Genomic DNA, 14,034 nt, shown 5'->3' with positions numbered 1-14,034 from the left:
ACGTCCCTTCAGTTCTCGGCAGGTACCAGGGCCACTTCCCGGTCCGCCACCCGCCGGAGCTGGTCGCGGTCGTGGCTGGTCCACAGGCACGCCCGGCCTGGTGCGGTCGCCAGCCAGCCGGCGATCAGGTCCTCCGCCGCCCGGGCCGTGGCTTCGTCCAGGGAGGCGGTGGGCTCGTCCAGCAGGAGGATCGCCGGTTCCACCAGCAGGGCCCGGACCAGGGCCGTGATCTGCGCCTCGCCGCCCGAAAGGGCGGTCACCGGGCGCTGCAGGAAGCCGCCATCCCGGCCCAGGGCGGTTAGGAGTTCGGCGGCCCGTTGCCGGTCGAACCCGCTGGCGGTGCCGTCGCCCCGGCGGCCAGGGCTGCGACCGGTTCCGCCGGCCCTGCGCCTCCCCTGCCGCACCGCCAGGGTGAAGGGACGGGCCAGGTTGTCTTCCACCGTCCCGTCGAACAGGGCGGGCCGCTGGGCGACGTAGACGATGCGGGCCCGGTACAGCGGTGCGGGCCAGGCGGCCTGGGGCCGGCCCTCCAGCGACACCGTGCCCTCGTCCACCGGGTCGAGACCGGCGAGAGCGCGAAGGAGGAGGGTCTTGCCGGTGCCCGAGGGTCCGGTGACGGCGACGCTCTCCCCTTCCGCCAGGGTCAAGTCGACGCCCCGCCACACCCACCGCGCCGGCTGATCGCCCGCGGCGGGCAGGCGCCGGCCGAGTCCTTCAGCTTGGAGCAGAAGGCTGTCCAGGGGAATCGCCTCCGCCGGTTATAGTAACGCGGCCTGCCAATGCCCGCCAGCAACGGCCGCGGCGGGTGTTGAAGGTGTGCTGCACGGCGCGGGTCTAGCTAGAACCACCGCACACCCGGCGGTAGACGGCCAGGGTCGCTTCCACCATCCGATCCACCGTGAAGCGGGACTCGTAACGGGCGCGGGCGGCGGCACCCATCCGCTGGCGCAGGATCGGGTCGGCCAGCAACAGGCGGAGACAGTGGGCGAGGGCGGCCGGATCGCCGGGAGGAACCAGATACCCGGTGACACCGGGCCGAACGGCTTCGGGCACCCCGCCCACCGCCGACGCCACCACGGGCACCCCGGCGGCCATGGCTTCGAGGACGGCAAGGGGCAGCCCTTCCCGTTGGGAGCAGAGGACCGCCACGGCCGCATCCTGGACGGCGCCGGCCCCGTCGGGCTGAGCCCCCAGGAAGCGCACCCGGTGGCCGATGCCCAGGGTGCGGGCGAGCTTGACGGCCCCGGGGAGCAACGGGCCGTCGCCCGCCAGTTCGACCACCCAGTTCGGGACGCAGTTCGGGACGGGGCCCGGGGATCCAAGGCTCCCCTCCTCGAGCAAGGCGACGGCCTGCAGCAGGGTGGCGTGATCCTTGGGCGGCTCGAAGCGGGCGACCATGACGACCCGGAGCGGGCCGGCTGCCCCGTCTTGGCCTGCCCACCTCACCTGGGCAGGCAGCCGGCCGGTTGCCTGGAGCCCACCGTTTCGACCGGTTCCACCGTTGCCGCCGCTTCCGCCGGTTCCACCGGTTCCGCCGCAACCCTCACCGCGACCGGCGGCAGGGTCGGCGACGCCGTTGGGGATCACCACCGCTCGCCGGGGATCGACCAAGCCGTGGCGGAGGCCCTCCCGGTAGTCATGGCCGGAGACGGTGATCACGGCGGCCGCCAGGCGGGCCAGCAGGCGCTCGCCCCACCGGGCCACGGCGAGGGTCACCGCCTCGCTTCGGTGCCCGGCGCCGTCCTGCGCCCCCGCGTACCGCAGGCGACGCAGGCGAGACCGGCGAGGTGCGGGGCGCCCTTGACCGGCCTCGGCAGCCCTCGCCCGTATCCGCATCGTCTGTATGCCCCTCTTTCGTATCCCCCTCGTTCGTATCGCCGTCGTTCGCCTCCCCTCCGACCGCATCCGCGTGCTCCCCCTGCCCGTCCTCGCCGTTCCCCTCCTTGCGGTACCCCTCCTCGCCGTGCCCCTCCTTGCGGTGCCCCTCCTCCCCGTCGCGTTCCTCGTCACCCGCCCGGGGGTCGTCCGGGGCGTGGCCCACGGCCAGCCGTGGACCGTGATCACACAGGGTATGCCGAGGCTGGCGGCAGCCAGGCGGGCCAACCAGGTGGCCTTGGTAGAGTGGGCGGCAACCAGGGCGGGGTTCAACTGCCGCAGGACCGAGCACAGGGCAAGCAGGGCGCGCAGATCGGCCAGCGGCCGGACGGGTCGCACCAGATGGGGCAGGGACCGGTGGGGGATACCGGCCTGCTCCAGCGCAGTGGTGAAGGGCCCCGGCGGGCCCGTGATCACCACGGTGGGCACGCCCCGGGCACGTAATCCTCGGGCCAGGTCGAGCACGTGCACCTGGGCGCCGCCGATGCGATCCGCCCGGGTTACCACCAGTACCACGCCCCGGGCTCGCAGGAGCGCGTCCGCCGGGAGCCCCGGGTGCGGACCGCCGCCTGCGATGGGCACGGCGTCCAGCCCCGGTGGCCGGACCGCGGGCGGTCGCGCCCCAAGCGGGGCCCGTTGCGGCACAGAGCGGGCTCGCGACGAGGGTGCGGTTGGCCCGGCAGGCTGGGCCGGGCCTTGGCCGGTGCGGCGGCCGGCGGATCGGCGCATGGGCGGGTTCCTCCCCACCCGCCTCCGGGCCCGTGCGGCCGGCGAGCGATACCACGGGTAAATGCCCGGGGCGGGCCTCCTTGTGAAGGCCCGCCCCGAGTCGACCGGCCGGCTCCCTGACGGCGGGAGGTCCTGCCACCTCCCGCCACCCATGCCCCCGCCGGGTCCTCAGCCCCGCATTCGGATCCCGACGCCTGGGTACCCTTGCCCCCTAGGGACCTGCCGGTCACTGTACAGTGTTCGCGCCCGGAGCAAACCTTCCTTTCCCTGGTATCGAAAATTACTGGGGTATTTTTTAGCAGCCCGTTCCACGCAGCCTGTTACTGGGGTGTCGCCGGTGCGGCGCCTGCGCGGCTAGAAGAGGCTTCCGAAGGCGCGCTTCATCAACGTAAGAACCCGCGGCCGTGCCCCGCGATCGAGCCGGAAACCCAGGCCGTGGCGGTAGATTTCCGGCATATAGAGCTTATCCTCATCCTCCAGCACCATGCCCAGTTCCTTCATCAAGCGGACTTCTTCACCGGTCAGTTCGAAGTCTTCGGGCCGAAAGGGGATACGGCGATCGGGCTGCCCGCGAAACTTCTCGATGATGCCTTTCACCCACTTGGCTTCCTCTTGCACCTCTTCGACCTTCTTCAAGCTACAGGGGCGCACGGCGTAGCGTACGGCCGCCGGAGGCAAGAGTCGGTCGGTGTAGAGTGTGTCGTAGTCCGTCACTTCCTGGGCGCGCCGGGCCGCGAACTGGAAGAACCGCACGACATCTCGCGGCTGCAACCGGCCGTTCAGATCGGATAGGGCGGCGATGACCCAGTTTGCCGTTATGGCTTCCCTGGACGTCAGCCTCCCCAACCGGTACCCCCAGACCGGGCGAAGGGCTTCCTCGAGCACCCTCCAGGGGGCTTCTTCCAGAGCGAAGTCTTGCAAGCTCATCCCTAGGGGTTCGGTCAGGTCCGCCGCCTTGCATAGCCAGACGGCGAGGCGCAGGGCTTCTTCCGGGTTCCACCGCAGTTCATACGGCTGGTGGAGTCGTTCGAATTGGCCAAAGTTTTGCGTGATTGCGGCACGGGCAAGATCCTTTCGGACAAACACCACCAAACCGAGGCGGCGGTCGGGGATCTCCGCCAGCAGCGCAGGGAGTTCCTGGCACAATGCTCTCAAAGCCGCCTGCTGCCGCTCGTCGCGGACGATGTCATCAAACACCTGCTCGAGACCATCGATGGCCACGACCACCCGGGCATCGCGACGCTCCAAGATTTCTTGCAGGCGCTCAAGTGGCGATGCCCCCGTGACATCGATCTCCAGCACCGCTCCTATCAGGGTCAACCACTGGGTGACCCATTCCGAGACGCTGGCCGGGTTTCGGAGCCGGCGATGAATTTCTTGTACGACGTAGCCCCGATCTCGCACGAACGAGTGGCCAAGCACGCCTGCCGCCGTCGTCCGGCAAGCCTGGAGTCGAGCCCTGGCAACATCCGTCTGGGTGAGCTCCGTGGGGTAGAGCATCGGCACCACGGGAGCCCAGGGTCTCCTCGGTACCGCGGGAGAGATTTGGAGGGCTTCAAGGAACGCTTCCCACGTCTGCAGCCGGAGCAGCTGGAGGAAGAGGAACGTCTTCCCCGCGCCCTTGGCTCCCATGACAACTGCAAGAGGTAAATCGGCGAAAAATCGCCGGGCGAGTTGTTCCCACGCACCCGTTCGCAGGAAGTCGTCGGCATCCGCCGATTCGGCATAGACCCAACTAGCGGCCTTCCGTTCCAGGGCCTGGCGCAACTCTGCCCGGTCCGCTTGGTTCGATCGATGCTCTTGGGAGCTGTGCTCCGCGTGCCCTGCCCGCCGCTTCGCTTCCTGGACCCACTCCCGGGCCAGGTCCGTCATCGTCCGGAGGACCGAGGTTCCGCTCAACCTTTCCCAGGCCGCCCGCAAGTCGTGAAGGTGCAGCAACTCGTCAGCATAGGCAGTTGCCTCTACCCTAAGGGCGGGGGGCGAAATGGGATCCACCTCGGGTTGGGTCTCGGTACCGGTCGACACAGCCGGCGAATCGGGTTGCTCCCGGACGACTTCGCCTGTGGTAATGGCCACGCTTATGGTCTGGCCGGTTTGCGCCATTAAAGGAGCAGGTGGGAAGCCTAACTCATAGCCGCCGGGATAGGCCTCCCACAACCGGGTCTGGGCGTCCAGCACGGCCGTTTCGTCGTGGGATGTGACCATGGAGATGACGACCACCGGATCCGAGTAGGGGGAATCCGGTTCCGCTTGACCTGGCGTAAGCTTGCGGATCTGCTTCAGGACGGAGCAGGTTCCCCTTACCGAAGGACTTGCGGGCGTCGTCACCAGGATGCGGCGGACCCGGGGGTCAAAGAGGAACGGGCTGGCGACCTCACTGTAGCCCGCCCGCAGGTCCACGATGACAGTACTTACCTCGAGCACGTGGCCGATGGCCGCCAAAAGGTCGGTCAAGAGCCACGCCTGCCGCGGTACGCGTACCACATGCTCGGGGCGCAGGGGCATCCGAAGAGCCTGCTCTTCGGTTCGGAAAGCGGGCAAGAAAAAGAACTTCACCCGCCCCTGAACCGTTTCTAACGTGACGAGCTGCTGCCTGAGCCCTTGGGTGACGATGGTCATCGTTTCTTGACGACCCGGTGATTCGTCATACTGTGCCAGGGCAAGGAGATCGAGGAACGATACGCGCCATTCCCCGGCCAGGTCCTGAAGCCACCAGGTTAGACCCGGGGCTTCCAGGTCCGCATCGACCAGCAGCACCAAGGGACGGCCAGGGCCGCCTAAGTCATACACCGCACGGGTGAATGCCAGAGCGTGGGTCGATCGACCCACACCCCCCTTGAACGAATAGAACGCGGAAATGACCGGTGACTCACCCGGCAACGCGGGCGGCAACTCGTACGGTGCCGCTCCCGGTGTTTCCGGCAATGGCAACAAAGCCACGTGGGTAAATGTTGGGCGAAGGGTTCGCCTCGCGAGGTCAACTTCTTCAACCTCTTCGATGGAAACCGCCAGAGACCGTTCCCGGCTGCCCGCAGGTTCTAACGTGACGGCCATGGACCTGTCGTCAAAACGGGCCCCGAACCACCGGCGAAGGGCGGCGACCGCTGCCTGGCCGGCCACGGGGCTGGTCACCTCGATGTGGATTCCGGAAGGATCGACAAAATACACGACACCCTCGGGCCAGCGGCCTGCGTACCGCGCCCGCAGAATCACGGACTCCACATCGAGCCAGGTGTAAAGCGGACCATGTCCCGTATGGCGCATTGGACAAAGCTCCCTTTCATGCCACCGACCACGCGGCTGATTCGTCAAAGGTCCAAAAGGGCTTGCCATGCACATTCGAGCGCTTGGACGGCTCGCCGCTCCTGCTCGGGAACCAGGGGCTTCCCATATCGCCAAGCTTGGTGCAGTTGGTGATCCTTTATGCGTTCTCGGAAGTCGCGTGACGTCACGGGAGGAATGCGGACGCTAAGATGTAGCTTCGTCAGCCCTTTGTTGAGCAGATGGCCGATTTGGTCCCCAGGGTCTAGCTGATCATAACGGGGGCGGTGCCGTTCTTCAAGGAGTCTCGCCTTGACGGCGCACTCGACCGCGTAATAGAGGAGGAGGTAAGCGCTTCCGATTGACGCTCCACCTTCGTCACGCCCCACGGCCCTCCTTCCGGAACCTGAGGAACCTTGTCCCGAATGCTGCCGTGCGATCAAACGCTCATAAGCCTGCCTGTGCGCCCGGGCGGCCCGCCAGAACTGCCACCGGTTCACTGGAATCTGGTTTCCAGCCATCGACCCCTCCCATCCCGCCGGTCCGCTGCAGGATGGCCGCTACTACATTCGACATCGATATGGGCATTCCTTCCTTTTCCGTATTATCTCAGGGCGGTGGCGCCCAAGTGTCGCCGCGCCCCTCTTCCAACAGGCGGGCGATCCTACCGTCACGGTGCCGCCTGAACCGCGGCGTCGTGCGCCCGCAGCGCCACCGCTGCCGCCTCGGCCCGGGTGATGGACCGGGCGGGGAAGAAGTACACCGCACTGCCGTCCTTGGCCGGCGTGCCGACCATGATCTTCGCCCGGGCCACCGCCCCGGCGGTGCCGGCCAGGGCGCCCGAGACGTCGGCAAAGGGACTCGGGGCGTCCTGGGACAGGCCCAGGGCGCGGCTCACCATGAGGGCCGCCTCGATCCGCTTGATGGGCTGGTCGGGGCGGAAGGTCCCGTCGGGGTAGCCCTTGATGAACCCCGCCACGGCCGCCCTCAGCACGTACGGCCCCAGGTTACCGTCATGCTCGTTCACGTCGGGGAAGTCGGGCGGCGGGCTGCCGTCGGCCGGCCGGTCGGGCAAAGGCTGGCCGGTGGCCCGTTCCACCGCCCCCACCAGCAGCTTGGCGAACTGGTGGCGGGTCACCGGCTCACCGGGTGCGAAGCGGTCGACGGTATAGCCCTGGGTCAGGCCGAGCCGCGCCGCGCGGAGCACTTCCGCATACAAGGCCATGTTGGGGGTGACGTCGGCAAAGGGTGGCGGGGCCACCGCCTCGGCCCACACCGCGCCCCGGGCCGAGACCAGGCCTCCCGTCGCCACCCAGCCCTCGAGGCCAGGGAAAGCCTGGACCGTGGCCAGCACCTGCTGCGCCAGCTGCACGGGGGTCAGCCACGGGTAGCGGCTCGCCACCAGGGCTGCCGTGGCCGTGACGAAGGGCGTGGCCATGGACGTGCCGCTCAGCCAGCCGTAGCTGCCCCGGCCCAGGCCCGGCTCCAGGGGGGCGGGTCCCGGCGGAAGGCCGGCGGCAGCCGGTTCGTCCCGCCCCGGCACGGTGTTCAGGATGAACCAGCCCGGCGCCGCCAGGTCGACCGACCGCCGCCCGTAGTTGGAGAAGGCCGGCAGGTAGCCCCGGTTGTCGGCGGCAGCGACGGTGATGAGGTTGGGTGCGTCGCACGACGCCGGGTAGAAGGGGGTGGCATCCAGATCCTGGGCTTCGTTACCCGCGGCGGCGACGAACAGCATGGGCGATTCGGCGATCACCCGGCACAGGGTCGGGTCGGTGGGACCGGGCGCCCCCCAGGACATGTTGACGATGCGGGCGCCCATGCGCCGGGCGTAGCGGATCGCTTCGATCACCGTGCCGGTATCGCTCTGGCCCTGGCCGTCGAAGACCTTGAGCACCATGAGCCTGGCGCCGGGGGCCAGGCCCGCCACGCCCTCGCCGTTGCCGGTGCGGGCGGCCAGGATGCCGGCCACGTGGGTACCGTGTTCTTCCCCGTCGGCGGGGTCGAACACGGTGGCGTCGTGGTGGGTGAAGTCGTAGCCGTGGAGGTCGTCGACGTAGCCGTTGCCGTCGTCGTCGCGGCCCGGCTGGCCGGCGGCCTCGGCCCGGTTGACCCAGAAGGCGCCCTGCAGGTCGGGGTGGTCCAGCTGGACGCCGGTGTCGATCACGGCGATCCGGACGCCCTCGCCCCGGCTTAGGACCCAGGCGGCCTCGGCCCCTACGTCGACGCCGGGCGTGCCGGGCTGGCCGGCGATGGTCTGGCCGTCGTTGCGCAGGCCCCACTGGAGGGGGAAGCCGGGGTCGTCGGGGGCGGCGGCCGGGCGATAGGCCGCCAGGGCGTACGTGTCGGTGGGGTCGAACGCAGCTGCGGGTGCGGGTCCAGGTGCGGATGCGGGTGCAGGTGCGGGTGCGGGTTGCGGGGCCGCCACCGGCGTGACCGGCCCGCGGCCCGGTACGGGGGTGGGCGGGTTGAACGCGGCCGCGGGTGCGAGGGCCGCCGCAGAGGCGCGGGCCGGCGGCGCCGTGAACCCCGTGAGGGCCACCGCCGCGATCAGGACCGCCGCGCTGGCACGCAGCGCGGTCCGGGTCCGCATCGGCACCAAGGCCCCCATCATCCTTGCTGCCAGTACCGCTGCCTGACCCTTCACCGCCACCTCGGCCCGTACCATCGCTCGGATCCGCCCAAGACCCATACAGCCCTTCCCCCCCGCCGCTCCATGCAACCGGCGACCGGTCGCCGGGTGTGACCGCCGGCGATAGTCCAAACCGGGCATTTTTGCCGTCTTCCCCGGTATTCGACAGAGGGAGCCAAAATCTTAGTGGGTGGCGGGGTCCCGTTGGGGACCGGGGGAGGAATCGTCCGCCGGACGGGCGCCGAGGGCGCCGGCGGAGTCGCTGGCGGAGCCACCATGGGGATTTGCGAGCGGACCAGCGGCGCGGTCGGAGCCGCGAGGGGGAGCCGTGGCGGCACCACCGCCGGGATCACCGGCCGAACCATCGGCAAAACCGCTGGCCGAACTACCAACCGAACCACGGGCCGAACCGCGGACGGCGCCCGGTGAGGGTTCCCGGGTGGCATTGCCCCGGCCGGGTTCCCGCGCCTCCACCGCCGTACGCCGTCCCCTCGACAGGAGCAACGCCAGGATCCGGCCCACCTGGCCCACCGCCCGGCTCACCAGGTCCTGGACCAGGGCCCATTCTTCCACCCCCAGGGCCCGGAGCACCGCGGCGTAGACCAGCGCCCCGATGGCGGTCAAGGCGACCACCTCCACGGCCAGGGGCATGAAGCCCACCGGCTGGCCCGCCAGGGCGGCCCGGGCCAGGTCGCCGAAGAGGAACCGCCGGGCCAGTTCGACCGCCACCGCCATGACCGCCGTGGCGGCCAGGGCCTGCAAGGCGCCCTTGCCGACGGCCCGGTAGCTGATCTGCCCCACCCGGCGCCGGATCCGCACCATGAGCACCAGGGCGCCCCACCACATGGCCACCGACGCCGCCAGGGCGATGCCGCCCTGGGCCAGGAACCGCACCAGGATCAGATTCAGCGCGATGTTGAGCCCCATGGCCACTGCGGCCGTCGAGGCCGGGGTCCAGGTGTCACCCATGCTATACATGGCCCGGCTCAGGAGCTCGCGCCAGGCGTAGCCCGCCAGGCCCAGCATGTAGAACAGCAAGGCGAAGGCCGTCAGCTGGGTGTCGTGGAAATCGAAGGCGCCCCGCTCGAAGACCAGCCGGGTGACCTCGATCCGCAAGAGGATCAGCCCGGCGCTGACCGGCGCCAGGATGAAGATCAGCACCCGCAACCCCCGGTTGAGGGCGGCGCCGAAGCCACGCCGCTCGCCCCGGGCGATGCGGGTGGCCAGCTCGGGGTAGACCACGTTGATGATGGGAAAGGTGATCAGGCCCAGGGGCAGGCCCTGCAGGCGCTGGGCGAAGGTCAGGGCCGCCGCGCTGCCCGCCGGCAGGCCCGAGGCCAGCGCCTTGTCGACGATCTGGCTGAGCTGTACGGCGCCCGTGCCCAGCAGCACCGGCCCCGTTCGTTTGAGCACCAGCCGCAGGTCGGGGTGGCGCCAGTCCAGAACGGGCCGGTAGGTAAGCCCCAGCGCCTTGAGACCGGGCCAGAGCACGATCACCTGGGAGGCCATCGCCACGAGAGAGGCCCAGGCCACCGCCTCGATCCCGTACCACCGGCCGAAGAAGTAGGTCCCCGCCATCATGATGAAGTTGAGGGGGATGCCCACCGCGGCGGGGGCGATGAAGCTGCGGGCGCTGTTGTGCACCGCCTGGAGCCAGCCGTTGATCCCCATGAACAGGATGCCGGGCAGCAGGATCAGCGCCAGCTCCCGGGCCAGCCGGAAGGTCTCGCCGGCGAAGCCGGGCGCGAAGACGCGCAGCACCACATCGACCCCGGCCATGAGCACGGCCAGGAACACCACCAGGAGCAGGAGCAGGGCGTGGAAGAGGGTCCAGGCCACCCGCTCCAGGTCGTCCATCTGGCCGCGAGCCCGGTATTGCGCCAGCAGGGGCAGGACCACCGTGGTGATGGCCGAGCCGAAGGCGGCGAAGACCACGAAGGGGATGGACAGGGTGATGGTGTAGGCGTCCGTCACCGGGCTGGCCCCGAACACCGCCGCCAGCACCATCTCCCGGAAGAACCCGAGGACGCGGCTGATGACGCCGATGATGAAGATGATCGCCACCGATTTGGCCAGCCGGGAAGAGGACAAGCCGTCGCCCCCCAACACCTCCTTTATACCATCGGCGGGGCGGGTCCGGCTCTGGGTGAGCCAAGGGCCGCGGCGCCCGGCGTCACCCCGGAACCCCAAGGCCGGGGTCCTGCGCGCCCCACAACGCCGTCCCAGGCGGTTTCACCCCGCGGCGCCGTGCCCCGAAACAGGACTGGCCATCGTGGTATCCGGGTAGGCCTTGGCCGGACGGTCCTTGACGGGGCCCGGTGGCCGGTTCGTCCCGCTGCCCACCCTGAGGTCGGCCCGGGGCTCGGCCAGGCGCCGCTGCCGCTCGCCCACCCGCAGCCACACGTTCTCGTGGGCATACCCGGCCCGGATGATCCCGCCCTCCCCCACCGCCAGCACGGTGGCGGGGAGGGCCGTCGACCCGGCCTCCAGCACGTGGACCGCGCGGCCGGCTTCGACCGTCCCGCCGACCACCGGCCCCTGCACCGATACCCGCTCCCCCGCCCACAGCCGGGCGTGGTAGGTGCCGGCGGGGCCGACCCGGATCGCCCCCGTCGCCTCGACGACCCCGTTGTGCACGTACCCCACCGTGGCCGTCGCCGGAGCCGGCGTCTCGAACCACTGGAGGAACGCCGCCGCCTCCCCCAGGGCGGCGATCAGCCCGGGCAGGTCGAACCCGTCGCCAACGGTGCCGGCCAGCTCGGCCAGGGGCTGCCGCAGCGCCTCCACGGGCGGGTCCAGGGGACCGCGGTGGGCAGCCAGCAGGCGGTGGACGCTCCGCGCCCGCTCCTGCACGTCGCGGAACTTCATGTCGACCAGCAGCCGGACCAGCCGGCCCGGGCCGAACCGGGCGATGTCCCGGTTTTGGAAGGAGGCCGCCCCCTCCACCAGCCGCATGGCCGCCTGGATCCGCCGGGCGCCCTCCTGCAGCGGCTCCAACCGCCCCCGCAGCCGGCCGTAGAGTCGCGCCCGCGCCCCCGCCACGACCCGCGCCTGGATCACCGCCCCCTCGACCGTCACGTCCCCCGCCGCCTCGAGCAGGCCGTGGTCGACCCCGCCGTAGACGTGGATCCGCCCGCCGGCCACCACCGCCGCCCCCTCGCTGACGTTGCCGGTGACGATGACGTCACCGTCGAAGCGCACCGACCCCGTCGCCGCCGTCAGGTCGCCGTCGTGGACCAGCAGGGGCACCACGTCGACGTACCAGGCGAGGCGCCCCACCCGCTGCACCACCGGCCGGCCCTGGCGCAGGGCGCGGAGCTCCTGGCGCCCGCCAGGCCCCTTGACCGCGACGACCCCTTGCCCGTAGCGCACCTGGGCCGGCCGCCCGTCCCTCGCCGGAAGAACCCGGCCGTCGACGCCCCGCCCCGGCTGCCCCGGCTCCGGCGGCACGATATAGCCCACCAGGCTGCCTTCGGGGATCGAAAGCACGGGACGGCCCGAAAGGCTGGCACGGCCGTCCCGATTGGGCCGCGGAGACCGCTCTGCGGATAAGGGTCCCACCACCGTGACCAGCTTCCCGTCCCGACCGTCCCGGGGTGGTCGCCCGCGGGCCACCGTCACCGGCAGCGGCGCCCCCTCCGTCGCCACCCGGGCCACCGCTTCGCTGTCGATGCCCTCGGTGACGCCGGCCTCGGCCAGGGCATCCATGATCGCCTCGACCGTCAGACCGGCCGGCGGCCGCTGCAGGGTCGCCGTCTCCAGGTGGAGCACCCGGGTGGGCCCCGCCTCCTTCAGCACCCGGAGACGAACCAGGGGCACCCGTACGCTGGCCTGCAGCCCGTCAGGGGCAAGCCGGACCTCGATGGGCGCGGCGGCGGAACCGGCGCCGGCACCGGCACCAGCACCAACACGGGCGTTGGAACCGGCACCGGTAACAGTTTCGGTAACGGAGTCTGCATCGGGGTGGGTAATGGAATCTGTAGCAGAACCGGCGGCCCAACCGGCGCCGGATGCGACCTGGGCTTCCACCCGGTCCGCCGCCGTGACCGCCACGGCCTCGTCCACGTCCGTGCCGTTGACGTTCAGCCGCACCCCGGGGCCGGGGACGAGGATGGCGGGTTCGTCCGGGGAACCGGGCAGGATCTCGAGCCGGCCGTGGCGGACCCGGGCCATGGTCGGGGTTTGGACCGGGCCGGGGGTACCCCGAGCCGGCGGATCCTGCTCGGGTTGGGCACCCTCGGCGGGTGGAACCGGCCGAACCGCCAGGACCACCCGCATCAGCGGGGGCCGGATCCACCACCAGGCCAGCCGCCGGCCGGGCCGGACGACTTCCGCCCGCCGGGGTACGAGGCGCTCGGGGGGATAACCGGAGCGTTCTATGGCGCGGGCGAAGGCCTCGACGGCGTTGCGGGCCGGGACCGCGAAGGTCAGTTCTTCCATGATCTGACTGCTACCGCTCCTCGTGCCCGGCACCGCATACCGCCTCCTCCCGCTACCGCCGCGTTGGCAAGCGGCCGTCGTCAGGTGGGGTGGTCATGGAGGGTGGTGAACGACGGAGGGCGCACCCTCTAGGCGTCGTCCGCCTCCATCTACGCGTCTTCCCCCTCATCGAGCACGATCTCGAACAGGCCGCGGCCGAAGACGTCGACCACCCCCACGATCTCCAACACCTCGAACACCGCCGGCCGCACTCGCACCGCCGCCACCTCGATGCCGCGGGCGGCGTAGGAGCGGAGGGCATCGACGAGGACCCCGATGCCCGTCGAGTCGATGAACTGGCACCGGCTGAGATCGAGGACCACCGGGCCGCCGGCGTAACGCTGCAACGCGGCTGCAATCCGCTCGGCCCGCTCGAAGTCCAGGTCGCCGTTGAGGAGAAGGCGGTGACCCGAACCCGCAGGCAGTTGCAGGACGTCGTCCATGGGATTCCCCCCGTGTCAGGATCGGCTTAGGTACCAACATCGAAAACCAGCTCAACGCGGGTTCTTCCGGGAGTCGACGTGACCCGGCAATGGGACGCCATACTGACCATGAGCCAGTACCCGTGACCCCGTCCCAGGTTCAACCGGTTTCGGGGCCGCAGGAGGGCCTGGGCGAGCCGGTCAAAGGCGATACCAGGGCCGGAGTCTGTGATGAGGGCATGTAATCGCGAATCGGAGGAGACCACGTCAAGCTCCCCACCGCCGGCGTAGCGAACGGCGTTGATCATCGCTTCGGCCGTGGCGACGACAACCCGTTGAATCAAAGTGGATGGATAGGCCAGCTCCAACAACCGTTGTTGCAGACGGCGTCGAGCGGTCGCGACCCCCGATGGCTTTCGAAACCGGGCCCGGTAGATCAGAGAGGTTCCCGCCTGGGAATGGGAGAAATTACCCCCCCGTTAACAGTTTTTTCCTCATTATCGCCGTGCTCTGTTCTGCACGAGGCGCTTCCCGCCCGACCCCAAGGGGGCGGTGCCAACGCGTCGCCGGCAACTTCGAGCCGTCCTTGGGCCAGTAGGCGAATGATCTGGCGCTGGGCTTCGGAAAGGGGGATCCCCG

8 protein-coding genes and 1 pseudogene are annotated in these 14,034 nt (G+C 70.2%); all 9 read right to left on the bottom strand.

The genetic code is table 11. The features are described 5' to 3' along the window. Positions 1–8: 8 nt before the first annotated feature. Complete coding sequence (locus DYI95_RS03385) at positions 9–665, bottom strand: ATP-binding cassette domain-containing protein (RefSeq protein WP_243149844.1); 657 nt, start codon at positions 663–665, stop codon at positions 9–11. Between the two features lie 169 nt (positions 666–834). Next, positions 835–1,716, bottom strand: a complete 882-nt coding sequence (locus DYI95_RS12260) for a glycosyltransferase (RefSeq protein WP_243149843.1) — start codon at positions 1,714–1,716, stop codon at positions 835–837. A gap of 258 nt (positions 1,717–1,974) precedes the next feature. Continuing rightward, positions 1,975–2,604, bottom strand: a pseudogene (locus DYI95_RS13200) (glycosyltransferase); the annotation flags it as partial. Positions 2,605–2,958: 354 nt separating this feature from the next. Continuing rightward, positions 2,959–5,868, bottom strand: coding sequence for a KGGVGR-motif variant AAA ATPase (locus DYI95_RS03375; protein ID WP_147308116.1), 2,910 nt, complete (start codon positions 5,866–5,868; stop codon positions 2,959–2,961). A 667-nt stretch (positions 5,869–6,535) separates the two neighbouring features. Then, positions 6,536–8,455 (bottom strand): S8 family serine peptidase, encoded by a 1,920-nt coding sequence (locus tag DYI95_RS03370; RefSeq protein ID WP_243149921.1) that lies wholly within the window; start codon positions 8,453–8,455, stop codon positions 6,536–6,538. A gap of 222 nt (positions 8,456–8,677) precedes the next feature. Continuing rightward, the gene (murJ, locus tag DYI95_RS03365; protein ID WP_243149842.1) at positions 8,678–10,600 is read right to left on the bottom strand and encodes a murein biosynthesis integral membrane protein MurJ; all 1,923 of its coding nucleotides are present in this window, start codon (positions 10,598–10,600) and stop codon (positions 8,678–8,680) included. A gap of 126 nt (positions 10,601–10,726) precedes the next feature. Continuing rightward, entirely contained in the window at positions 10,727–12,967 is a 2,241-nt protein-coding gene (locus DYI95_RS03360) for a DUF342 domain-containing protein (protein WP_147308117.1), read from the bottom strand. 116 nt (positions 12,968–13,083) lie between these two features. After that, positions 13,084–13,416: an STAS domain-containing protein gene (locus DYI95_RS03355; protein WP_116900816.1), complete on the bottom strand. Its 333-nt coding sequence runs from the start codon at positions 13,414–13,416 to the stop codon at positions 13,084–13,086. 26 nt (positions 13,417–13,442) lie between these two features. Continuing rightward, positions 13,443–13,832, bottom strand: coding sequence for an ATP-binding protein (locus tag DYI95_RS13195; protein ID WP_371731897.1), 390 nt, complete (start codon positions 13,830–13,832; stop codon positions 13,443–13,445). Positions 13,833–14,034 lie beyond the last annotated feature (202 nt).

The sequence above is a fragment of the Thermaerobacter sp. PB12/4term genome (genome assembly GCF_003403315.2).
Classification (GTDB): domain Bacteria; phylum Bacillota; class Sulfobacillia; order Thermaerobacterales; family Thermaerobacteraceae; genus Thermaerobacter.
The sequence above is the reverse complement of the archived record's forward strand: the minus strand, read 5'-3'. Positions and strand labels throughout refer to the sequence as shown.

Coding starts and splice junctions, on each gene's coding strand:
- DYI95_RS03375 (WP_147308116.1), bottom strand. CDS start 5,868: ATGCGCCATACGGGACATGGTCCGCTTTACACCTGGCTCGATGTGGAG.
- DYI95_RS03370 (WP_243149921.1), bottom strand. CDS start 8,455: ATGCGGACCCGGACCGCGCTGCGTGCCAGCGCGGCGGTCCTGATCGCG.
- DYI95_RS03355 (WP_116900816.1), bottom strand. CDS start 13,416: ATGGACGACGTCCTGCAACTGCCTGCGGGTTCGGGTCACCGCCTTCTC.